The following is a 21659-nucleotide window of genomic DNA, read 5'->3' as shown; positions in this document are numbered from 1 at the left end:
CCTCTCCCCCGTCGATCGGGGGAGAGGAAAAGACACCAACTCGCCTACCGCTCTTCCCGCCGAAACGGCTTCAACAACGCCGATGGCGCTACCGCGTTGCGCGACATCACAGCCATCGCGACGATGGTGAAGATGAAGGGCAGCATCAGGAACGCTTCGTAGGGGATGTGCCCGAGCCCGCTCGCCTGCATGCGCAGTTGCAGCGCATCGACAAAGGCGAACAGCAGTGCGGCGCTCGCCGAGCGCCATGGGTCCCAGCGGCCAAACACCACCAGAGCGATCGCCACCCAGCCGCGCCCGGAGACGACGCCGAAGGTGAAGGCGTTGAACTGCGCCATCGACAGGAAGGCGCCGGCCAACCCCATCAGCGCACCGCCGAGGATGACGGCCTGGAAGCGCGTGGCAATGACGCTGACGCCAGCCGAATCGGCAGCGCGCGGGTTCTCGCCGACCATGCGCACCGACAGGCCCCAGGGCGTTCGGTAAAGCACAAAGGCAGCGAGCGGTATGGCGATGATCGCCATGTAGACCAGCGCGAACTGGTTGAACACCGCCGGCCCGAGCACCGGAACGTCCGATAGAACCGGGATCGGCAGGGTCTGAAAACCCTTGATGGCGGGCGGCACCGATTGCTGGCCGAAGATCAGCCGGTAGAGGAAATAGGCAAGGCCCGACGAGAACAAAGTCACGCCGATGCCGCAGACGTGTTGGCTCAAGCCCAACGCCACCGTGGACAGCGCATGCAGCGCGCCCATCAGCATGCCGGTCAGCACCGCCACCACGACGCCGAGCCACAGGCTGCCGCTGAGGCTGGTGGCGGTGAAGCCGGTCATGGCGCAGAGCAGCATGATGCCTTCGATGCCGAGATTGAGCACGCCGGCGCGCTCGGAAAACATTTCACCCAGTGTGGCGAAGGCCAAAGGCGTCGCAATGCGGATGATGGCGGCCAAAAAGCCAACCTGGAAGATCTGTTCCAGCACCACGCTCATTGGGCGGCCCCCACGCGGCGAATGCGATAGGCGGTGAACAGCAGCGCCACCAGCATGGCAAGCAAGGCGGTGCCCTGGATGACGTCGCTGAGGAAGGCCGGCACGCCGGTCGCGCGCGACATCGCCTCGGCGCCGGTCATCACGGCGGCGAGGAAGATTGCCGCCGGCACCACGCCCAGCGGATTGAGCCGCGCGAGCATGGCGACGACGATGCCGGAATAGCCGTAGCCCGGCGAAATGTCGCTCATCACCTGGAAATGCACGCCGCCGACTTCGCCGACGCCGGCAAGCCCCGCCAACGCGCCGGACAGCAGCGCGGTCGAGAGCAGCACCCGCTCGACATGGATGCCGCCGTAGCGGGCCGCTTCCGGGTTCTCGCCGGTAACCCTGATACGGAAGCCGAGCGTGGTGCGCGCGATGAGGAACCAGATCAGAGGCGCGGCGATGAGCGCCACGATGACGCCCAGATGCAGCCGCGTGCCTTCGATCAGCACCGGGAAATTGGCCGGATCCTCGATTGGTGGCGAGATCGGATAGCCGCTGAAACTGTCCTTCCACGGCCCTTCGATCAGCGCCATCAGCGCGTAGTAGATGACCGAATTGAGCAGCAGCGAACTGACGACATCGTCGACCTTGAATTTGACCCGCAGCGTCGCGGGCACCAGCGCGACCACGGCGCCGGCGACGGCGCCGGCAATCGCCATCAACAGCATGGCGAGCGGCCCCGGCATCGGGATGGCGCCGACAAAGCAGCTCGCGACCGCACCGGCCAGCAATTGCCCCTCGGCGCCGATGTTCCAGAATTTGGCGCGAAAGGCGACGGCGACCGCCAGTCCGGTGAAGATCATCGGTGCGGCGCGCACCAGTGTTTCGGTGATGGCGTAGCTGTCGCCAAGCGAGGCCGTGAACATCACGCCGTAGGATTCGAGCACGCCGGCGCCGGCCAGTGCGATCAGGCCGCTGCACAGGACAAGCGTCGCCGCGATCGCTACCAACGGGAGCGCGAGATTGAACCAGGTGGGCGTTGAAGTGCGGACTTCCAGGCGAAACATCAGCTATGGCCCTCCGCCCCGGTCATCAGCAGGCCGAGCCGCGCGATGGTCGCATCAGTGCTGTCGAGCGTGCCGACGATGCGGCCCTCATACATCACCGCGATGCGATCGCAGAGCACCAGGAGTTCTTCCAGATCCTCGCCGATGACAATGATGCCGCAGCCCTTGGCGCGCATGTCGAGGAATTTTTCGTGGATGAAGCGGGCAGCACCGATGTCGAGGCCGCGCGTCGGCTGGGAGACGATCAAGACCTTCGGATCGAAGGCAAGCTCACGCGCCAGGAGCGCCTTCTGGAGATTGCCGCCCGACAGCGCTCCGGCACGCGTCATCGGTCCGGGGCACCTGATATCGTAGGCTTTGATCTGTTCTTCGGCGAAGGCGAGGATCGCATCCGGCTTGAGCAGGCCTTTGCTGCTGAACGCGGCGGTACCGATGCGTGGCAGCACCATGGAATCGGCGAGCGGCAAATTGGTGACCAGGCCTGTGGTCATGCGGTCTTCCGGGATGCGGCCAAGCCCAAGCGCCTGCACCTCGCGCGGCGAAAACCGCGAGACCGTCTGGCCGGCGATCGTCATTTGGCCGGCATCGGGCGCGCGCATGCCGGAGATCACCTCGGCGAGCGCCCGCTGGCCATTGCCCGACACGCCGGCAATGCCCAGAATCTCGCCGGCACGGACGGCAAGCGACACATCGCGCAGCGCCGTGCCCGCATGGTTTGAGGTGGAGATGCCGTCGAGGGTGAGCACAGCCTCACCAGGCGTCGATGGCCCCCTTGCCGGCGGCACGATCTCGTGCCCGCACATCAATTGCGCCATGGCGGCCGACGTCGTGTTGGCCGGATCGTCGACACGACCGGCCACGCGGCCATGCCGCAGCACCGTGCAGCGATGGGTGAGCGCCCGCACCTCGTTGAGCTTGTGCGAGATGAAGATGATGCCGATGCCTTGCGCCGCCATCGAGCGCAGCGCCGAAAACAGCCCGTCGACCTCGCTCGGCGCCAGCACCGCCGTCGGCTCGTCGAGGATCAGAAGCCTTGCGCCGCGAAACAGCGCCTTGACGATTTCGAGCCGCTGCTGCTCGCCGACCGAAAGTGCGGAAACCGGCAGGTCGGGATTGAGCATCAGCCCATGCTGGCGGCCGATTTCGGCCAGCCGTGCCAGCCCGCCGGCGCGGTCGATCCGCCCCGACTTGCCCGGGATGCCGATGAGCAGGTTTTCCAGCACGGTCAGCCTTGGCGCCAGATGGAAATGCTGGTGCACCATGCCGATGCCGGCGGCCAGCGCATCGGCTGAACTGGCGATTCTCACTGGCGCACCCTGGATGAGAATCTCGCCGGCGTCCGGCGCGTAGGCACCGAACAGCACATTCATCAACGTCGTCTTGCCGGCACCGTTCTCGCCCAGCAGTCCGAGGATTTCACCCGGCGCGACGCTGAGGTCGACAGCCTCGTTCGCCTTGACGGCGCCGAAGCTCTTGGTGATGCCGCGCATTTCGATGAGTGGGGCGGGCAAGGGGACTCCTGCGAGAGATGGCGCGGGATCTCACCCTCCCCCCTGTGGGGAGGGTCGGCTTGCGATCGCAGCGAAGCGAAGATCGTAAGACGGGGTGGGGGTGCGGCGCCGAGCCTAGACCCCCACCCCGCTCCGCTTCGCGGATCGACCCTCCCCAAGGGGGAGGGTAAAACTCAATCCGAAACCGGCGTGTTCTCGTCGACGTCCACCCGGAAGTTGCCTTCGAGGATCTCGGCCTTCTTCTTCTCGACCAGATCCTTGACTTCGGCAGGCAGCGTCTTGTCGAACTTGTGGTAGGGGGCGAGATACGAACCGCCCTTGGCCATACGCGAGAAATCGCCATAGTCCTGCGCCGCGTAGACGCCGGCCTTGACCAGTTTGATCGCCTGTTCGACAGTCGGATACATGTCCCACACCGGGCCGGTGATGACCGTGTCGGGACCGAGGCTCGACTGGTCCGACATGTTGGAGATGGCGAGGATTTTCTTCTCGACCGCCGCCTCGATGACGCCGAAGCGCTCGGCATAGATGACGTCGACGCCGGCGTCGATCTGTGCCACCGCCGCTTCCTTGGCCTTGGGCGGATCGAAGAAGGAACCGATGAAGGCGACCTTCTTCTTGACGTTCGGATTGACCTCCTTGGCGCCGGCAAAGAAGGCATTGACCAGCCGGTTCACTTCCGGAATGCCCATCGCCGCGACGGCGCCGACCGTGCCCGATTTCGACATCTTGCCGGCGATCATCCCCGAGAGATAGGCGGGTTCGTGGATCCAGTTGTCGAAGACGCCGAAATTGGGTTCGGCTGGACCGGCACCCGAACCGAACAGCCAGGCCGTCTTCGGGAACTGTTTTGCCGTCCGGCGCGATTCACGCTCGGCGGCGAAGGCGTCGCCCAGCACCAGCTGGTAGCCGCCTTGCGCATATTCGCGCATGACGCGGCTGAAATCGGCGGTCTGCACCTTTTCCGACCATTTGTATTCGATGCCGAGTTCCTTCTCCGCCTTCTGCAAGGCGACATGGATCTGGTTGTCCCAGGGCTCCTCGATCGGCGTGGCGAAGATCGCCGCCACCTTCAGCTTCTTGTCCTTGGCGAAGGCCGCACCCGGCAGCATGGCCGCTGCCAGGCCTAGCGCGCCGAGCTCCAGCACATTGCGCCGCGAAATCGCTTCGCGTGTCGATGAAAATTTGTTCTTCCGGCTTTCCATTGCAGTCCCCTCTGTTTGACAGCCGTGTCGAGCCGGCTGTTCTAAAAATCAGACAAGGAACTATGGAACGGGCCCGGACTTTTGTCCACATGGTCAAATTTGGCGGCGCGCCGAACCCGGCCCTGATTCGCGCTGGCCAAACGGAAGGCGGCGGTCAGGCTCGTTCGAGCGCGATGGCGATGCCCTGGCCGACACCGATGCACATGGTGGCCAGCGCATAGCGGCCGGCGCGCTCACGCAGCTCCAGCGCCGCCGTGCCGGAGATGCGCGCGCCCGACATGCCCAGGGGATGGCCGAGCGCGATGGCGCCGCCATTCGGGTTGACGTGTTTGGCGTCCTCGGCAATGCCGAGCTGGCGCAGCACGGCGATGCCTTGCGAGGCAAAGGCTTCGTTGAGCTCGATGACATCGAACTGTTGCGGCGTCAGGCCAAGCCGCGCGCAAAGTTTTTGCGTCGCCGGCGCCGGGCCGATGCCCATGATGCGCGGCGCGACGCCGGCGGCGGCGCCACCGAGAATGCGGGCGATCGGCGTCAGGCCGTATTTCTTTATCGCCGCTTCCGAAGCGACGATCAGCGCCGCCGCCCCGTCATTGACGCCGGAGGCGTTGCCGGCGGTCACCGTGCCGCCCTGGCGAAACGGCGTCGGCAATTTGGCCAGCGCCTCGACCGTGGTGCCGGCCCGGGGATGCTCGTCTTTCGAAACCACCACCGGATCGCCTTTGCGCTGCGGGATTGTCACCACGGTGATTTCCTTGGCCAGCCTTCCATTGGCCTGTGCGGCGACGGCCTTGTCCTGGCTGCGCACGGCAAAGGCGTCCTGGTCGGCGCGGGAGACGCCAAAATCCTCGGCGACGTTCTCGCCGGTCTCCGGCATTGAATCCACGCCATATTGCTTTTTCATCAGCGGGTTGACGAACCGCCAGCCGATCGTGGTGTCGTAGATCTCGGCATTGCGGGAAAACGCCGCGTCGGCCTTGGGCATGACGAAGGGCGCCCGGCTCATCGATTCCACGCCGCCCGCAATCATCAGTTCCGCTTCGCCCGCCTTGATGGCCCGCGCGGCGATGGTCAGAGCATCCATGCCGGAACCGCACAGGCGATTGACGGTCGAGCCCGGTATTTCCTTCGGCAGGCCGGCCAACAACAGCGCCATGCGCGCCACGTTGCGGTTGTCCTCGCCGGCCTGGTTGGCGCAGCCATAGACGACGTCGTCCACCGCTTGCCAGTCGATGTCGGCATTGCGCTCGATCAGCGCCTTCAGTGGGATGGCGCCGAGATCGTCCGCGCGCACCGAGGACAGCGAACCGCCGAAGCGGCCGATCGGCGTGCGGATGTAATCGCAGATATAGGCCTCGGCCATGTCACGCAGCCTTTGCTTTTCCGGTTCCCTCATGCGCCGCCTTGGTGCGGGCCTGCAGGTCGCGCAATGTATTGAGTTCGAGTTCGCTTGGCGCTGGTGTTTCGTCAAGCGCCTCGGCGAACTTAACCACCCAGCCACAGCTGTCCTGCACCTGCTGGCGGGTGACGCCGGGATGCAGCGACACGACCGTGAATTCCTTGGTCACCGGATCCGGCCTCCAGATGGCGAGATCGGTGATCAGCAGGGTCGGGCCAGCCGTATCGATGCCAAGCCGCTTGCGGTGATCGCCGCCCTCGCCATGGCCGAAGGAAGTGAAGAAGTCGATCTTCTCGACCATGCCGCGCTTTGTCTGCGCCATGGTGATATAGATCTCCTTTGACGAGGTCGCGATCTCTGGCGCGCCGCCACCGCCGGGCAGCCTTGTCTTGGGATGGACATAGTCGCCGATGACCGTGGTGTTGATGTTGCCGAACTTGTCGAGCTGTGCGGCACCGAGGAAGCCGATCGAGATACGGCCACCTTGCAGCCAGTAGCGGAACATTTCCGGCACCGCGACGGTGGTGACGGCGGTCTCGCACAATTCGCCGTCGCCGATCGACAGCGGCAGCACGTCGGGTGCTGTGCCGATCGTTCCGCTCTCATAGATCAGCGTGATATTGGGCGCATGCGTCAACCGCGCCACATTGCAGGCGGCTGACGGCGCGCCGATGCCGACGAAGCAGACATCGTCATTCCGCAGCGCCCGGCTGGCGGCGATCGTCATCATCTCGTTGGGGGTAAAGCCGAACGCGCTCATGCCGCTTTCCTCAGATGCTCGACACGTCCGGCAAAGTCACCGGCGTTCTTCTCGATGACATTTACCTGCATCCAGGCCTGGAATTTCTCGCGGTCGGCGGCGATCTCGTCCCATTCGAGATAAGCGGCATTGTCGCGCGCATAATAGCCATGGGCATAGGACGGATGCGAGCCGCCGGGCACGACGGAGATCGCGGCGATCGTCCAGCGCGGCAGCACGGTCAGATTGGGGTGCAGATCGTCGAAATTGTCGACCACTTCCTCCACCGTCACCACGGCGCGCCTGGCCGCCAGCACGGCCTCCTTCTGGATGCCGATGATGCCCTCGACCAGCACGTTGCCTTTCCGGTCGGCCTTCTGCGCATGGATGAAGGTAACATCAGGCCGGATCGAGGGAACGGCCGCCAGCACCTCGCCGCTGAACGGACAAGTGACCGACTTGACGTTCGGGTTGACCGCCGCAAGGCCGGCGCCGCGATAGCCGCGGAACACCGCGCAGGGCAGGCCGGCCGCGCCCGCCTCATAGGCATTGGCCATGCCGGCATGGCTGTGCTCCTCGACCTCGATCGTCCGGGGGAAACCGTTTTCGATGGAATCGCGGGCGCGCCGCAGCAGGCCGACGCCGGGATTGCCGACATAGGAGAAGATGATCTTCTTCGCCATGCCCATGCCGATCATCTGATCGTAGATCAGGTCCGGCGTCATGCGGATGAGTGTCAGGTCGCGAAACCCCTGGCGGATCGCCTCATGCGCGGCGGCGGTCGGGATCAGATGGGTAAAGCCCTCGAAGGCGACGGAGTCGCCATTGTTCAAATTCTCGGCCACGGCCTGTTTGAGCGGCAGGAACTTGACCATCGTCGACTCCCGGTTCAGAAAGTTCGTATTGCGAACATTTGTTTTGTATGCGAAACTTTCTATGCCGAGTGAGGTCGTGGAGTCAATCCCGACGGCGATGCCGTTTGGCGGAGGTGAGATGGACGAAGAGGCCGCTTCCCGTGATCATGTCGGCTCGCTCGAGCGTGGCCTTGCCGTCATGGAGATCCTGGCCCGCCACCCCTCTGGCATGACGCTGACCGAAATGGCCGAGCAAGCCGGCCTGACCCGTGCCGGCGCTCGCCGTTTCCTGCTGACGCTTGTCGCCACGGGCTATGCCACCCAGGACGGCCGTGTGTTCTCGCTGTCGCCGCGCCTGCTGACCGTCGCCCGCACATGGCTGGGCGGCGGCTCGCTGTGGAGCTTCGCCGCGCCGATCATGCGGACCGTTGCGGCACAGCTGAACGAGGCCTGCTCTGCGGCAATCCTGTCGGGCCAGGATGTCGTCTATGTCGCCCGCATTCCCGGCCGCCGTATCCTCAGCGTGTCGCTCGATGTCGGCACCAGGCTGCCCGCCTATTGCACCTCGATGGGGCGCATGCTGCTCACCGGCCTGGCGCCGGAGGAACTCGACGAATTCCTTCACCGGGCGACCATCGAGAGACGGACGCCGAAGACGATCACCGACATCGGGCTGCTGGCCGAGGCCATCGGCAAGGCGAAGGCGATCGGCTTTGCCATCGTCGACGAGGAGCTGGAACTCGGCCTGCGCTCGATCGCCGTGCCGATCCGCGACCGCGCTGGCGGCACGGTCGCGGCGATCAATGTCTCGACGCAATCGGCGCGATTCACCGTCGCCGAGATGGAGCGGGAAATCCTGCCGGCGCTGCTTGAGGCCAGGCAGCGCATCGAGGATTTCTTCGTTGTCTAGGTCGCGTCCGGCCCTCTCAATGCTTGATACGATCCCGCATCGCGTACCACAGCATGCCCAGCACATAGAGCGGCCCGCGAAGCGCCGTGCCGCCTGGGAACGGCAGCGGGGTCAGCGTCGAGAACAGATCCAGCCGCGAGGCGTCGCCGGTGATCGCTTCGGCCAAAAGTTTGCCCGACAGCGTCGACAGGATGACGCCCTTGCCGGAATAGCCATGCGCGAAATAGACCTCGCCATAGTGCCCGACATGCGGCAGCCGTGACGTCGTCACCGACACCAGCCCACCCCAGGCATGGTCGATGCGGCAGCCCTTGAGCTGCGGGAAGGTGGTTTCCATATGCGGCCGCACGAAGCCGGCAATGTCGGCCGGCGGCGATGGCGTGTAGCGCTCGCCGCCGCCGAACAGCAGGCGCCCATCCGCCGACATGCGGTAGTAATTGACGACGAAGCGCGTGTCGGACACCGCGACATTGGCCGGGATGACATTGCGTTTGCCCTCCAGCGGCTCGGTGGCGACGATGTAATTGCCGACCGGCATGATGCGGCTGTTGACGCGCGGCTCCAGCCCATGGAGCAGCGCATCGCCCGCCAGCACGACATGTTTGGCCCGCACCGAACCCTTGGATGTCGAGACCCGGATCGCAGGCTCGCGCTCCAGTTTCACCGCCACCGAATTCTCGTGAATGACGACGCCGGCGGCCACTGCCGCGCGGGCGAGGCCAAGTGTGTAGTTCAGCGGATGCATGTGGCCGCCGAGCGGCTCATACATCGCGCCGTGATAAGGCGTGTCGACCTTGGCGCGGGCGTCCGCCGCCGACAGGATCTCGACATCGTGGGATCTCATCACGCTCTCGAGACACTTGGCCTCTTCCTCCAAATCCTTGAGATCGGAGCCGTTGACGGCGCCAACCAGATGGCCGGTAAGCCTGAGATCGCAGTCGATAGCGTGGCGCTCGATAAGCTCGAGCACCAGGCCGCGCGCTTCGAAGGCAAGGTCGAACAGCACCTTCGCCCGCGCCGGCCCGTAAAGCTTGACCAGGCCCTTGGCGCCCTTGCGCAGGCCGGGGATCATCTGCCCGCCATTGCGGCCCGATGCGCCCCAGCCGATCTTGCCGCCTTCGAGCAGCACCACCTTCAGGCCGCGCTCGGCGGCGTGAAGGGCAGCCGACAGGCCGGTGCAGCCGCCGCCGACGACAACCAGGTCGGCTTCGACATCTCCCACCAGCGCCGGATGGTCCGGCGCCGGATTGGCGGTGGCGACATAGTAGGATTTGCCGATATCGAGACCGGAATTGAAACCTGTGGAAGATGCCATGATCACACCTTCAGCAGCAGATGATCGCGTTCCCAGCTTGTCACCACGCTCTGGAACAGGTCGAGCTCGACGCTCTTGACGCGCAGATAGGTCTGGAAGAAATCCTCGCCGAGCAGTTGACGCACCGGCTCACAGGCGGTGAAGCGGTCGAGCGCCTCCTCCATGGTCTTCGGCAGCGTGCTCTTGATCTTGTAGGCATTGCCCGTGGCTTCGGCCGAGCGCGCCAGTCTCTGCTCGACGCCGAGATAGCCGGCGAGCAACGAGCCGGCGATCGCCAGGTAGGGATTGCAATCGGCGCCCGGCAGACGGTTCTCCACGCGCCGCGCCGCGCGGCCACCAGCCGGCACGCGCAGGCCGCAAGAGCGGTTGTCGTGCGACCACTCGATGTTGGCCGGCGCGCTGTGGTTCGGCCGTATCCGCCGGAACGAATTCACGTTCGGTGCGAACAGCGGCATGATTTCCGGCACATATTTCTGCAGGCCGCCGATGAAATGGCCGAACATCTCGGTATCGGCATCATCGTCGCTGGCAAACAGCGCAGCGCCCGTCTTCTCGTCGATGACAGACATGTGCAGATGCATCGAACTGCCCGCCTGAGCCGCGATCGGCTTGGCCATGAAGGTGGCATGCATGCCGCAGTGCTGCGCGGCCTGGCGCGTCAGCCGCTTGAACAAAAGCACCTGATCGGCCAGGGGCAGCGCGTCGCCATGCAGAAGATTGATCTCCAGCTGCGCCGTGCCCGATTCATGGATCAGCGTGTCGAGCGGCAGGCCGGCGGCCGCGGCATAGTCGTAGACGCGCCGGATCACCGGCTCGAATTCCTCCAGCGCCACCATGTCGTAGGGATGCTGCACAGTTTCCGCGCGGCCATTGCTGCCGACTGGCGCGGTCAGCGGCCTGTCCGGGTCTGGGTTGGGCGCGGTGAGATAGAATTCGACCTCCGGCGCCACCACCGCCCGCCAGCCGCGCTGGCGGTAGAGATCGAGCACGGCGCGCAGCACATGGCGCGGCGAGGCCATCCATGGCCTGCCGTCCATGTGGAAGGCGTCGGCGAAGACATAGGCCTTTCCCGCCCCGCCACCCGGCGCCAGGCACAGCGTCGAAACATCAGGCACCATGCGCATGTCCGGGTCCGAATAGGCAAAGCCCTCGTCGATCGAGCCGGAATAGCGGCCGTCGATGCTGACCAGGAAGGCGCTGCTCGGCAGATAGAGCGCGCGGTCTTCCAGCGCATTGAGGAATTTCGCCGTCGGCAGCGCCTTGCCGCGCAGCACGCCGTTCATGTCGGGCACCAGGCATTCGACCTCGTTGATGCCGTGCTGTGCCAGCCAGGCCCTTGGATCGTTGGTCGCGATATTCGTGTTCTTGTCGAGCATTTCGTTCAAGTCCGTATCAGAGAGAGTATGGCTTGCGCGGCCACGTCCGTTCCGGGTTGCAGCGCCATCCGGGCTGCGTTGTCCTTCAGGCGGGCGCGCATGGCGTCGTTGACCAGCAGGCCGAGAATGGCTCTCTCCAATACTCCTTCGGTCCAGCCGTCACGGCCGATATGGTCGCCCGTGCCGGTCTCTTCGGCGCGGCGCGCATTGTCGTGTCCGTCCCAGCAATAGGGCATGATCAGCGACGGCACGCCGAAACGCAGCGCCTCGCAAAAACTGTTGTTGCCGCCGTGATGGATGAACAGATCCGACTTCGCCACCACCGAAGGCTGCGGAAACCAGGCATCGAGATAGACATTGTCCGGCACCGCGCGATAGGCGTCGCGCAGGCCGCCGACATTGACGATGAAGCGCGCCGGCAGCCTGTCGAAGACGGCAAGCATGCGCTCGATCAGGCCAACATCCATGGCGCCGAGACTGCCGAAGCTGACATAGACCAGCGGCCCGCCATTGCGCGGAAACACCGGCACCTCGAACGGCCCTTCGGAGCGCACGCAGCCTTCGAGATAGACGAAGCGGGCGGGATCAAGCGGTTCGGCCCGCTCGCGCCGCACGATCGCCGGCGTCAACAGCAGATTGAGGTCGGGCGAGCTTTCGAGGAACAGGCCTTTCGGCAATGGCGCCAGGCCGGCATCGACGCGAAAGCGGTTGAAGCGATCATGCGCAGGCGCCGAGGCCGAGAGATAGCGCGCCTCGAACGCCGCGCGTCGCGGATCGTCGGCACCCATCCCGGAAAGGTAGGGCGGCACTTCGGCGTCAGGGAGCTCGGTCTCGGCGCAGGAGACGACCCGCACCCAGGGGCAGCCGGCGGCGGCGATCGCCGGGAACATGATGACATTGTCGAGCACCACCGCATCCGGCTTCAGCCGCGCCAGCAATTGCCGCAGCGGCGCCTCGGCATTGACCGCGGTATCGACGATCGCTTGCCAGGTCGGCGCGACATAGGTTTCGAGCTGGTCGATCGGGCTGAGTCTAAAATGCGGCAGGTGCCGGCGCACGAAGGCCTGCCAGTAGCTCTGGAGTTCGCTGTCGGACAGCGGCTCGTCGGTGGGCAATTGGTATTCCTGGAAACCATAGTCGGCAAAGACACCGGAGAAACCGGCATGGCAGATGAAGACGGGCCGGGCACCCCGCGCCCGCAAAGCCTGCGCGATGCCGACGCAATTCAACGCGGCGCCGAAGCTGGCTTCGGGAAACAGCGCGATGGTCGGGCTGGCTTTACGCGTCAATTAATCCTCTTCATTCCGGCCGGCTGATCATTCCGAACAGGGCGGGCGCCCCGCGGCTGGCCGCTTGCGGTCGCTGGTTGCGGGAGAGCCGCAAATGGATGCGAAGCAGATCGGCAGCCACCTCATACTGCCGGCTTTCGAGATGGTCGAGTATGTTCAGGTGTTCCAGCAAGGATTGCCGCAGCCGGAAGACGTTGACGCCGGCATACATGCCCGGCAGCCGGCGCAGCCTCAAATGATCGGCCAGCGCGTCGGCGATGAAACGGTTGGCGGAGCCCTCGGCGATCATGCCGTGGAAATCCATGTCCAGCCGCTGGAACTCGCGCGTATCGAAGGCCGCGTCCGGCAGCGCCGACAGAGCGTCCATGCCCTGCCGCAAGGCCGCCGCCCGCGCGCCGTCCAGCCGGAAGCCCGGCGTCAGGATCGCCGCCGGCTCCAGCAGCAGCCGGAACTCGTAGCTTTCGCCCTGCGCCTCAGGATCGTCGGGTGTGCGCCGGAAAAGCCAGGACTGGCCGGGCGCGCGGTCCAGCAGATTCTCTTCCGTCAGTTTATTCAGCGCTTTTAGTACCGTCTTGCGCTCGGCGCTGTAGCGCCGCATCAGCGCTGCGGCGGTCACCGTCTGATCGAGCCGCCGCGCCGACCGGTCGCGCAGGATCGCTTCGGCCAGCTCGTCCTCCTCCGCGCTGGGAAGCTCGGCTGATATGGCCGGCTGCGCGGCGAGGTCGACGGCCAGATGGTAGCCGGTATCGGCCTCCCAGCGTACCACGCCCCGTTCCGCGAGCAGGCTGAGTGCCGCCCGCACCGGCGTGCGCGAGACATTGCACAGCGAGGCGATCTGCTGTTCGGGCAGGCGCGCGCCGGGCTCGAAGCCGCGCTGGCGCGCCACATCGAGGATGCGCTGCGCCAGGTCGAGATGGTTGGTGCGAGGTCGTCGGGCTGCGGCTTGCATGACTTTGTCTCGATGGGCGGATATGACCGCATTGGTTTGGCCGATCGCCGGCACAAGGGCAATCGGCCAGATTCTCCGGTCGCTTGGCAAATTATGGATTGACGTACTTTTTTCTGCAATAGTACTGTCATGACAATCGGCGATAAAAAGACCGAGGGAACAGGATCGAAAGCAGCGGCACAGGTCGCGCCCGGTCCAGCACAGAATTCGACGATCAACCGGAATGGGAGTCTGCCATGACCGCTACCAGCCCGCGGCGCCGTGCGCTCAAGGTCTCTTCAATCGCTCTCAGCCTTGCCCTGGCGCTGTCGGCGCCGGCAATGGCCGCCGACCTCGTCATCTCCAACTGGGACGGCTACATGGCGCCCGACGCCATGGCCGCCTTCAAGACCGCCACCGGCGTCTCCGGCGAAGTGGTGGTGCACGCCACCAATGAAGAGATCATGGGCAAGCTGATTGCCGCCGGCGGCAAGGGCTATGACGTTGTCTTCGTCTCCTCGCCCTTCGCCGAGGTGCTGAACAAGCTCGGTCTGACCGAGCCGATGGACCACGCCAAGATTCCCAATCTCGCCAACCTCTATCCGGAAGCGACCAAGCTGCCGCACGATGTCGGTAACGCTTTCTCCGTGCCTTACACCTGGGGCACGACGGGCCTCTGCTACCGCTCGGACTTGGTCAAGACGGCGCCCACGAGCTGGAGCGACCTGCTCGCGCCTTCCGATGCGCTGAAGGGCAAGACCACCATGCTGGCGACCGACCGCTGGCTGCTCGCCGCCGGCCAGCTCGACAAGGGCTTTTCCGTTAACGAGACCGATCGGGCCAAGATGGCCGAGGTCAAGGACTTGCTCATCTCGGCCAAGAAGACCCTGCTCGCCTATGACGACACCACCTTCTACTCCAAGCTGGTTTCCGGCGAGGCGCTGATGGTGCAGGCCTGGGACGGCTGGTGCAATTACGGCATCGCCGAAAAACCGGAGATCAAATACGTCATCCCTCGGGAAGGTTCGGACCTCTGGGTCGACACGATGGTGGTGATGAAGGCCTCCGAGCACAAGGACGACGCCTTCAAGTTCATCAATTTCATGCTCGACGCCAAGAACCATGCCTGGGCGGCGCAGAACATCGACTACAAGGTGCCGAACAAGCCGGCGATGGAAAGCCTGCCGGCCGACTTCCTCGCGAAATTCCCCAACATGGCGATGCCGGTGGCCGACCTCGTCAAGTTCGAACAGTTGCGCGATGTCGGCGAGGCCCAGCGCGACTATTCCAAGATCGTCAGCGAGATCAAGGCCGCGCAGTAGGCGGCGTCAAACCAGGCATCACGGCCGGCGGCGCGCCTGCTGCCGGCCCTGAGCGGTACCTTAAATTGTCACAGACCCGACTTCGCTCCTCCCTGCTGATGGCCCCGGCGCTGGTCTGGCTGACCGCGCTGATGGTGGTGCCGTGCGCGCTGGTGCTGGCGCTCGCCTTCTTTCGACGCGGCATCTATGGCGGCATCGACTACACCTTCACGCTGGAGAATTTCGGGCTGGTCTTCGACCCGCTCTATGCCGGTATTTTCCTCAAGTCAGCGCGCATCGCCGGCACCGCCGCGCTGATCGCGGTGGTGATCGGCTATGCCGCAGCCTACGCCATCTCGGCCGCCCCGCGCCGCTGGCAGCCTGTGTTCCTGTTCTTTGCCGTGCTGCCGTTCTGGTCCAACTATCTGATCCGCACCTATGCCTGGATCGTGCTGCTCAACCGCGAAGGCTTGATCACGCAACTCCTGCGTTGGTTTGGCTACACCGGCGAACCGCCATCGATGCTCTACACCGAAGGCGCGGTCATAGCCGGCCTCGTCTACAACTATTTGCCCTTCGTCATCCTCGCCTGTTACGCGCCGCTGTCGCGGCTCAACCCGGAACTCGCCGAGGCCTCACGTGATCTCGGCGCTTCGGCCGCCACCACCTTCCGCCGTGTCATCCTGCCTCTGACCGTGCCCGGCATTGCCGTCGGCGCGGTCTTCGTCTTCGTGCTGTCGATCGGCAATTTCGTCACTCCGGCTCTGCTCGGCGGCGGCCGTTTCCAGATGATCGGCAATCTCGTCTACCACCAGTTCCTCACCGCCAATGACTGGCCCTTCGGCGCCGCCCTGGCGATGGCGCTGATCGCCATCATGCTTCTGGTGCTTATGGCGCAGGCGCTCGCCGCCGACCGCGCCGCGGGGCGCGCCGAGCAGGCCGCGGGAGGCACTGATGGCTGACCGCTCCCCTACCGTGCGGCGCACACTGTGGCTTGTGCTGAGCCTCGTCTTCGCCTTCCTCTACATCCCGATCGCCGTGCTGGTGGCGCTGTCCTTCAACGAAGGCGGGCTGCCGACGGCATGGTCTGGCTTCTCGCTGAAATGGTACGCCTCGCTGGCAAACAATTCCGCGATCCTCTCCGCCGCGCTCAACACGCTGATCGTGGCACTGGTCTCGACGGTCATCGCAACCTCGCTCGGCACGCTGCTGGCGATCGGCGTCGAGATGCGCCGGCATTACGGCAAGGGGCTGGAAGCCCTGATCTTCGCGCCGATGATCATTCCCGACATCGTGCTGGCGATCGCGCTGCTGTCGTTCTTTTCCATGCTGAACCTGACCATGGGCCTGCACACCATCATCCTCGCCCATGTCGTGTTCAACCTGGCCTTCGTCTGCTCGGTGGTCCGCGCCCGGCTGAAGAGCTTCGACTGGTCGATCGTCGAGGCCTCCGCCGACCTTGGCGCCTCCGCTATCACCACCTTCCGGCGCGTGACCTTGCCTGTCATCGCGCCGGCGGTGAACGCCGGCGCGCTGCTTGCCTTCACGCTGTCGGTCGACGAGTTCATCATTGCCTTCTTCACCGCAGGCGCCGGCCGCGCCTCGACCACGCTGCCGATGCAGATCTACGCCATGATCCGCTTCGGCATCACGCCGGAGATCAACGCGCTGGCGACCATCGTCATGGCGGTTTCCATCACCGCGCTGACCCTGTCGCAACGGCTTAACCGGGGAATGATCGGCCAATGAGCGAACCGCGCACGCTGCTCGCCATCGACCATGTGTCGAAGAATTTCGGCCGGGTCACCGCCGTCGACGGCATCTCGCTCGATATCCGCGAGAACGAATTCTTCGCGCTGCTCGGCCCGTCCGGCTGCGGCAAGACCACGCTCTTGCGCATGCTCGCCGGCTTCGAGACGCCGAGCGACGGCCGCATCCTGCTCGACGGCAAGGACATCGCCAGGACCCCACCCAACAAGCGGCCGGTCAATTTGATGTTCCAGTCCTATGCGCTATTCCCGCATATGAGCGTGCGCGCCAACGTCTCCTACGGGCTGGAGATGGAGCGCTTGCCGGCTAAGGAAATCCGCTCCCGCGTCGACGCCATCCTGGCGACTACCGAGCTCGTCCCCTTCGCCGACCGCAAACCGGAGCAATTGTCGGGCGGCCAGAAGCAGCGCGTCGCGCTCGCCCGTGCGCTGGTCAAGCGGCCAAGGTTGCTGCTGCTCGACGAACCGCTCGGCGCGCTCGACAAGAAACTGCGCGGCGCCATGCAACTGGAATTGAAACGCCTGCAGCACGAGGTCGGCATCACCTTCGTCATTGTCACCCATGACCAGGAAGAATCGCTGGTCATGGCCGACCGCATGGCGGTGCTCAAGGATGGCAAGCTATTGCAATGCGACACGCCGCACGCGGTCTACGAGCACCCCGCCGACCGCTTCGTCGCCGACTTCATCGGCGTCATGAATTTCATTCCGGGCAAGGCGTCAGCCGATGGCGTGGTCGCCGTGAACTGCACTCGGATTGTCGGCAAGGTTCCCGCCACGCTCACGCCCGGTGCTTCCGCCGTGGCTTCGGTGCGGCCGGAACGCATCCGGGTGTTTCCCGAGGCTCGGACCGCCAACCGCACGACCGGCACGGTCGAGGCGCTGGCCTATCACGGCCTCGACCTGCAGCTGCATATCCGCACGCCGCTGTCGCCCAAACCGTTCCTGGTGCGCGTCACCGCAGACGCAGCCGACCGCCGGCCGGTGTCGTCCGGCGACCAGGTCGAACTCGGCTGGGATGCCGCCGATGTCAGAATTTTCGCAGAATAGGAGAAGCTTGATGGCGCAGAAGACGATCGCCTTTTTCCCGGAAGCCGCTTACGGCCCGGCGCTCAATTCCGTCGGCATCGCGCAAGCCGTCGAGGCGCGGGGGCACAAAGCCGTGTTCCTGTCCGATCCCGGTTTCGTCGAGGTTTATCGGGGCTACGGCTTCGAGGCGCATCCGGTGAACCTCTCCGAACCCATGCCGCCCGAGCAGATGGCCAAGTTCTGGGAGGATTTCATCAACGGCCACATCCCGAATTTCCGCAAGTCGCCCTATGACCAGGTCGACAACTATGTGAAGGATTGCTGGACCGCGATCGTCGACAGCGCCAAATGGGCGCAAAAGGATCTGCCGGGCGTGCTGGCGGCCATCAAGCCCGACGTCATCTGCGTCGACAACGTCATCCTGTTCCCGGCGATCAAACAGTTCGGCAAGCCTTGGGTGCGCGTCATCTCCTGCTCGGAAAACGAGATCGAGGACGAGGACATCCCGCCGCATCTCTCGGGTTGCGGCGAGAACGACCACGCCGGCCATCAGCGCTACCGCTACCACTTCAACGCGGTCATCAAGCCGATCCATGACGACTTCAACGCCTTCCTGAAGGCCAACGACGAGGCGCCTTACCCGATCGGCCAGTTCTTCGAGGCGTCGCCCTATCTCAATCTGCTGCTCTATCCCGAAGCCGCAAAGTTCAAGCGCTGTCATCCGCTCGACCCGGCGAAATTCCAGTATCTCGAAGGCTGCGTGCGGCAGGAGAAACCTTACACCGTGCCGACCTTCGCCAAGAACAACGATGGGCCGCTGCTCTATGTTTCCTTCGGCAGCCTCGGCGCCGGCGATGTCGAGCTGCTGAAGCGCATCATCGCCACGCTGGGCAAGACGCGCTACCGCGCGCTGGTCAATGTCGGCGGCTACAAGGACCAGTACACGGACGTGCCCGGCAACGTCATCGTCGAGAGCTGGTTCCCGCAGCCTTCGGTGATTCCGCAGGTCGATGCCGTCATCCACCATGGCGGCAACAACTCTTTCACCGAGTGCCTCTATTTCGGCAAGCCTGCCATCATCATGCCCTATGTCTGGGACGGTCACGACAACGCCACCCGGGTCGAGGAAACCGGCCACGGCTTCGGCATGCCGCGCTACGACTGGAGCGATGCTGAGCTGGTCGCGAAGATCGAGGCCTGCCTGACCGATCCGAAGATGAAGGCCAAGCTGGCGAAGACATCCGCGCAGATGCACGCACAGAATGGTCCGGAAAAGGCTGCCGGCTTGCTGGAGGCGTTGCTGTGAGCACGATGTTTGAGATGCCGGGCGCCGTAGAGTGCAGCGTCGACAAGTGCAGAGGAGCCTCCCTGTGACCTCCTCCGCCCCGCATCTCCACCAGGCCTCCACCCGCACCGATCTCGTGGACTGGGGCGCCCAGCCCGACGCATTGGAAGGCGCGTCGCACTCCGCCGGCAAGCTGCTGCACAAGGGACCGAACAACCAGCCGGAATCCGGCATCTGGGTGTGCACGCCTGGCCGTTGGCGGCTCTTGATCCCGCGCGACGAATTGTGCCATTTCGTCGCCGGCCGCGCGACCTACCGCTCGGATGTCGGCGAAGTGATAGAAGTCTCGGCCGGGACCGTGGTCATGTTCCCCGCCGGCTGGACGGGCGAATGCACGGTGCACGAGACCATGCGCAACGTCTACATGCTGGCCTGACACATAGGAGCAAGACATGTCGACACCGCATTGGCCGCAGGCCTCGGCCGTGGAACTGGAGGATTGGGGCGCGGGCAGCAACACGCTTGCCGGCGCGCCGCGCGCCTCCGGAAAAATCCTGTCGCAGAACCCGGACGGTTCGAGCGAATGCGGCCTGTGGTCGTGCACGCCGGGCACCCGCAAGGTCACCTTCGCCGCCGACGAGTTCTGCCATTTCCTGTCGGGGCACGGCAGCTATGTCCACGAGAATGGCGAACAGATTCCGGTGACGTCCGGAACGCTGGTGTTCTTTCCCGCCGGCTGGACCGGCATCTCCATCATCACGCAAACGCTGACCAAGGCCTTCATGTGCCGGTGAGCCCCATTTCAAGGAATTCGATATGACCACGCCAATCATGCAATCGCCGCTCGCCGTCACCGACCTCGTCGACTGGGGGATCATCCCGACCATGATCGAGGGCCAGTCCCACACCTCGGGGAAGCTGCTCCACAAGGGACCGGAAGGCCGCTCCGAATGCGGCCTGTGGGTCTGCACGCCGGGCAAATGGCACTGCCACGTCACCCGCGACGAGTTCTGCCACTTCCTCGAAGGCCGCTGCACCTATGTCCACGAATCGGGCGAGGTCATCGAGATCGAGCCGGACACGGCGGCTTTCTTCCCGCAGGACTGGAAAGGCGTCTGCACCGTCCATGAGACCATCAAGAAAGTCTACATGATCCGCTGAGCGGATTTGAGAGGATGTCCATGCCCTTCTTCCCTGACCGGCCGACCTTCTTCGTCAATCCGGACTACCGGCCGATGGCCGGTGCAAACAAAGCAGTGATCGACCCTGCCACGCTGGAAACGGTCGGCGCGATCGCGGCGGCCAGCGATGGCGAGATCGATGCCGTGCTCGCCGCCGCGACCAGGGCGCAGATTGCCTGGAAAAGGCTCGATGCCAAGAGCCGGGCAAAGCATCTGCACGCCGTCGCCAACGCCATCGAGGCCGCCGACTTCACCCGCTGCGCCGAGCTGATGGTACGCGAGATGGGCAAGCCCTATCCGGAAGCCATCGGCGAGATCGCCAATTGCGCGCCGATCTTCCGCTATTATGCGGAGATGGCGCGCGATGACGCTGGCAAGATCGCCGGCACGACGCAGGCCGGTTCGTTCCAGTACGCGCGCTACGAGCCGTACGGCGTCTCGGTCCACATCATGCCCTACAACTTCCCGATCCTGCTGATGTGCTGGACCGTCGCGGCATCGCTTGCCGCGGGCAATGCCTGCATCGTCAAGCCTGCCGAGGCGACAACCCTGTCGACACTGGACTATATGGCCGTGTTCCGATCGCTGCCGGAAGGCATGGTCTCTTGCCTGCCGGGCGGCGCGGCCACGGCGCAGGCACTGATCACGTCCGACCGCACCCATGCGGTTGCCTTCACTGGCTCGGTCGCCGCTGGCAAGGCGGTGGCGGTCGCATGCGCCGAACGCATGAAGTCTTGCGTCATCGAGGCCGGCGGCAGCGATCCGCTGATCATCAGCGAATACGCGCCACTGGAGGTCGCCGCGGCCGGCAGCGTCACCGCCGCCTTCCACCTCACCGGCCAGGTCTGCACCTCGGCCGAGCGCTTTTTCGTCGTCGATGCCGTGCATGACCGCTTCGTCGAGTTGTTTGCCGAGAGGACGCGCGCGCTGCGCATCGGCAACGGCATGGACAAGACCGAGATCGGTCCGCTGGTCAGCGAAAGCGCGCGGACAAAGGTCATGCGTCTTGTCGACGACGCCATTGCCCACGGCGCCAAGGCAATTACCGGCGGGCGGATCCCGCCGGCGCACAACACCGGCTGGTTCTACGAACCCACGATCCTGACCGGCGTCACCCCCGATATGGCGATCGTGCGCGAAGAGTGTTTTGGCCCGGTCGCCGCCATCTGCCGCGTCAAGGATTTCGATGAGGCGATCCGGCTTGCCAATGACAGCCCGTTCGGGCTCGGCGCCTCCGTCTTCACCACCGATCTCGCCGAAGCGCATGAGGCGGCCGAACGGCTCGAAGCCGGCATGGTCTGGGTCAACAATCCGCTGATCGACAATGATGCCCTGCCCTTCGGCGGCTGGAAGGCATCAGGCCTCGGCCGTGAACTCGGCCGCCAGGGGCTTGATGCCTTCCGCCGCTCGAAGATGGTCATCATCGACCATAGACCGGCGATCCAGGACTGGTGGTATCCCTATCCCGACAGCTGGTTCCGCGAGACCGGCGGCCGCAAGCACGTGTGAAGGAATAGCGCGCGGCAACAC

General features: G+C 64.7%; 21 protein-coding genes. 10 read left to right on the top strand and 11 right to left on the bottom strand.

Features of this window, described 5'->3' with window-relative positions:
- Positions 1-44: 44 nt before the first annotated feature.
- The 7 genes from ACWGS8_RS00305 to ACWGS8_RS00275 all read right to left on the bottom strand — a co-directional run bounded on the left by ACWGS8_RS00305 (position 45) and on the right by ACWGS8_RS00275 (position 7767).
- Positions 45-989 (bottom strand): ABC transporter permease, encoded by a 945-nt coding sequence (locus tag ACWGS8_RS00305; RefSeq protein ID WP_454579081.1) that lies wholly within the window; start codon positions 987-989, stop codon positions 45-47.
- Positions 986-2041: an ABC transporter permease gene (locus ACWGS8_RS00300; RefSeq protein ID WP_454579080.1), complete on the bottom strand. Its 1056-nt coding sequence runs from the start codon at positions 2039-2041 to the stop codon at positions 986-988. The genes ACWGS8_RS00305 and ACWGS8_RS00300 overlap by 4 nt, the downstream gene beginning before the upstream one ends.
- The gene (locus tag ACWGS8_RS00295; RefSeq protein ID WP_454579079.1) at positions 2041-3552 is read right to left on the bottom strand and encodes an ABC transporter ATP-binding protein; all 1512 of its coding nucleotides are present in this window, start codon (positions 3550-3552) and stop codon (positions 2041-2043) included. Before ACWGS8_RS00295 ends, ACWGS8_RS00300 begins: the two co-directional genes overlap by 1 nt.
- A 173-nt stretch (positions 3553-3725) precedes the next feature.
- On the bottom strand, positions 3726-4757 hold the full coding sequence (locus tag ACWGS8_RS00290; RefSeq protein WP_454579078.1) for a BMP family protein: 1032 nt from the start codon (positions 4755-4757) through the stop codon (positions 3726-3728).
- 154 nt (positions 4758-4911) lie between these two features.
- Positions 4912-6117 carry a 3-oxoadipyl-CoA thiolase gene (gene pcaF / locus ACWGS8_RS00285; protein WP_454580098.1) on the bottom strand — a complete coding sequence of 402 codons (1206 nt, stop codon included), beginning with the start codon at positions 6115-6117 and terminating at the stop codon, positions 4912-4914.
- Position 6118: 1 nt separating this feature from the next.
- Complete coding sequence (locus ACWGS8_RS00280; protein WP_454579077.1) at positions 6119-6913, bottom strand: CoA-transferase subunit beta; 795 nt, start codon at positions 6911-6913, stop codon at positions 6119-6121.
- Positions 6910-7767 (bottom strand): CoA transferase subunit A, encoded by an 858-nt coding sequence (locus ACWGS8_RS00275; protein ID WP_454579076.1) that lies wholly within the window; start codon positions 7765-7767, stop codon positions 6910-6912. Before ACWGS8_RS00275 ends, ACWGS8_RS00280 begins: the two co-directional genes overlap by 4 nt.
- Positions 7768-7885: 118 nt before the next feature.
- Between ACWGS8_RS00275 and ACWGS8_RS00270 the strand changes: the two genes are divergently transcribed.
- Positions 7886-8656 carry an IclR family transcriptional regulator gene (locus ACWGS8_RS00270; RefSeq protein WP_454579075.1) on the top strand — a complete coding sequence of 257 codons (771 nt, stop codon included), beginning with the start codon at positions 7886-7888 and terminating at the stop codon, positions 8654-8656.
- A gap of 16 nt (positions 8657-8672) precedes the next feature.
- On the opposite strand, the gene ACWGS8_RS00265 is transcribed toward ACWGS8_RS00270, so the two are convergent.
- From ACWGS8_RS00265 to ACWGS8_RS00250, 4 genes are read right to left on the bottom strand one after another with little or no spacing between them, the layout of a single operon-like run.
- Positions 8673-9971, bottom strand: a complete 1299-nt coding sequence (locus ACWGS8_RS00265) for an NAD(P)/FAD-dependent oxidoreductase (protein WP_454579074.1) — start codon at positions 9969-9971, stop codon at positions 8673-8675.
- 2 nt (positions 9972-9973) lie between these two features.
- Positions 9974-11347: a glutamine synthetase family protein gene (locus ACWGS8_RS00260; protein ID WP_454580097.1), complete on the bottom strand. Its 1374-nt coding sequence runs from the start codon at positions 11345-11347 to the stop codon at positions 9974-9976.
- Between the two features lie 5 nt (positions 11348-11352).
- Positions 11353-12636 carry a glycosyltransferase gene (locus ACWGS8_RS00255; protein WP_454579073.1) on the bottom strand — a complete coding sequence of 428 codons (1284 nt, stop codon included), beginning with the start codon at positions 12634-12636 and terminating at the stop codon, positions 11353-11355.
- Between the two features lie 10 nt (positions 12637-12646).
- Positions 12647-13585, bottom strand: coding sequence for a GntR family transcriptional regulator (locus ACWGS8_RS00250; protein WP_454579072.1), 939 nt, complete (start codon positions 13583-13585; stop codon positions 12647-12649).
- 236 nt (positions 13586-13821) lie between these two features.
- Here ACWGS8_RS00250 and ACWGS8_RS00245 point away from each other — a divergent pair, with 236 nt between their 5' ends.
- From ACWGS8_RS00245 to ACWGS8_RS00205, 9 genes are all read left to right on the top strand, one after another.
- Positions 13822-14886, top strand: a complete 1065-nt coding sequence (locus ACWGS8_RS00245) for a polyamine ABC transporter substrate-binding protein (RefSeq protein WP_454579071.1) — start codon at positions 13822-13824, stop codon at positions 14884-14886.
- A 98-nt stretch (positions 14887-14984) separates the two neighbouring features.
- On the top strand, positions 14985-15827 hold the full coding sequence (locus ACWGS8_RS00240; protein ID WP_454580096.1) for an ABC transporter permease: 843 nt from the start codon (positions 14985-14987) through the stop codon (positions 15825-15827).
- A complete protein-coding gene (locus tag ACWGS8_RS00235; RefSeq protein ID WP_454579070.1) occupies positions 15820-16614 on the top strand; it encodes an ABC transporter permease in 795 nt (264 codons plus the stop codon). The genes ACWGS8_RS00240 and ACWGS8_RS00235 overlap by 8 nt, the downstream gene beginning before the upstream one ends.
- Complete coding sequence (locus ACWGS8_RS00230; RefSeq protein WP_454579069.1) at positions 16611-17684, top strand: ABC transporter ATP-binding protein; 1074 nt, start codon at positions 16611-16613, stop codon at positions 17682-17684. Before ACWGS8_RS00235 ends, ACWGS8_RS00230 begins: the two co-directional genes overlap by 4 nt.
- A 10-nt stretch (positions 17685-17694) precedes the next feature.
- The gene (locus tag ACWGS8_RS00225; RefSeq protein ID WP_454579068.1) at positions 17695-18969 is read left to right on the top strand and encodes a glycosyltransferase; all 1275 of its coding nucleotides are present in this window, start codon (positions 17695-17697) and stop codon (positions 18967-18969) included.
- 64 nt (positions 18970-19033) lie between these two features.
- A complete protein-coding gene (locus tag ACWGS8_RS00220) occupies positions 19034-19384 on the top strand; it encodes a cupin domain-containing protein (RefSeq protein ID WP_454579067.1) in 351 nt (116 codons plus the stop codon).
- A gap of 16 nt (positions 19385-19400) precedes the next feature.
- Complete coding sequence (locus tag ACWGS8_RS00215; RefSeq protein ID WP_454579066.1) at positions 19401-19742, top strand: cupin domain-containing protein; 342 nt, start codon at positions 19401-19403, stop codon at positions 19740-19742.
- 22 nt (positions 19743-19764) lie between these two features.
- Complete coding sequence (locus ACWGS8_RS00210; protein WP_095774732.1) at positions 19765-20109, top strand: cupin domain-containing protein; 345 nt, start codon at positions 19765-19767, stop codon at positions 20107-20109.
- A 20-nt stretch (positions 20110-20129) separates the two neighbouring features.
- Positions 20130-21638: an aldehyde dehydrogenase family protein gene (locus ACWGS8_RS00205; protein WP_454579065.1), complete on the top strand. Its 1509-nt coding sequence runs from the start codon at positions 20130-20132 to the stop codon at positions 21636-21638.
- Positions 21639-21659: the final 21 nt, after the last annotated feature.

This window comes from Mesorhizobium sp. 43Arga (genome assembly GCF_053714255.1).
Note: the sequence above shows the minus strand (reverse complement) of the source record. Positions and strands in the feature narration are given on the sequence as shown.

What these genes read in the sequence shown, in the direction of transcription:
- ACWGS8_RS00305 (WP_454579081.1), bottom strand. Translation starts at nt 989, where the DNA reads ATGAGCGTGGTGCTGGAACAGATCTTCCAGGTTGGCTTTTTGGCCGCC.
- ACWGS8_RS00300 (WP_454579080.1), bottom strand. Translation starts at nt 2,041, where the DNA reads ATGTTTCGCCTGGAAGTCCGCACTTCAACGCCCACCTGGTTCAATCTC.
- ACWGS8_RS00290 (WP_454579078.1), bottom strand. Translation starts at nt 4,757, where the DNA reads ATGGAAAGCCGGAAGAACAAATTTTCATCGACACGCGAAGCGATTTCG.
- pcaF (WP_454580098.1), bottom strand. Translation starts at nt 6,117, where the DNA reads ATGGCCGAGGCCTATATCTGCGATTACATCCGCACGCCGATCGGCCGC.
- ACWGS8_RS00280 (WP_454579077.1), bottom strand. Translation starts at nt 6,913, where the DNA reads ATGAGCGCGTTCGGCTTTACCCCCAACGAGATGATGACGATCGCCGCC.
- ACWGS8_RS00275 (WP_454579076.1), bottom strand. Translation starts at nt 7,767, where the DNA reads ATGGTCAAGTTCCTGCCGCTCAAACAGGCCGTGGCCGAGAATTTGAAC.
- ACWGS8_RS00270 (WP_454579075.1), top strand. Translation starts at nt 7,886, where the DNA reads ATGGACGAAGAGGCCGCTTCCCGTGATCATGTCGGCTCGCTCGAGCGT.
- ACWGS8_RS00265 (WP_454579074.1), bottom strand. Translation starts at nt 9,971, where the DNA reads ATGGCATCTTCCACAGGTTTCAATTCCGGTCTCGATATCGGCAAATCC.
- ACWGS8_RS00260 (WP_454580097.1), bottom strand. Translation starts at nt 11,347, where the DNA reads ATGCTCGACAAGAACACGAATATCGCGACCAACGATCCAAGGGCCTGG.
- ACWGS8_RS00250 (WP_454579072.1), bottom strand. Translation starts at nt 13,585, where the DNA reads ATGCAAGCCGCAGCCCGACGACCTCGCACCAACCATCTCGACCTGGCG.
- ACWGS8_RS00245 (WP_454579071.1), top strand. Translation starts at nt 13,822, where the DNA reads ATGACCGCTACCAGCCCGCGGCGCCGTGCGCTCAAGGTCTCTTCAATC.
- ACWGS8_RS00240 (WP_454580096.1), top strand. Translation starts at nt 14,985, where the DNA reads ATGGCCCCGGCGCTGGTCTGGCTGACCGCGCTGATGGTGGTGCCGTGC.
- ACWGS8_RS00235 (WP_454579070.1), top strand. Translation starts at nt 15,820, where the DNA reads ATGGCTGACCGCTCCCCTACCGTGCGGCGCACACTGTGGCTTGTGCTG.
- ACWGS8_RS00230 (WP_454579069.1), top strand. Translation starts at nt 16,611, where the DNA reads ATGAGCGAACCGCGCACGCTGCTCGCCATCGACCATGTGTCGAAGAAT.
- ACWGS8_RS00225 (WP_454579068.1), top strand. Translation starts at nt 17,695, where the DNA reads ATGGCGCAGAAGACGATCGCCTTTTTCCCGGAAGCCGCTTACGGCCCG.
- ACWGS8_RS00215 (WP_454579066.1), top strand. Translation starts at nt 19,401, where the DNA reads ATGTCGACACCGCATTGGCCGCAGGCCTCGGCCGTGGAACTGGAGGAT.
- ACWGS8_RS00210 (WP_095774732.1), top strand. Translation starts at nt 19,765, where the DNA reads ATGACCACGCCAATCATGCAATCGCCGCTCGCCGTCACCGACCTCGTC.
- ACWGS8_RS00205 (WP_454579065.1), top strand. Translation starts at nt 20,130, where the DNA reads ATGCCCTTCTTCCCTGACCGGCCGACCTTCTTCGTCAATCCGGACTAC.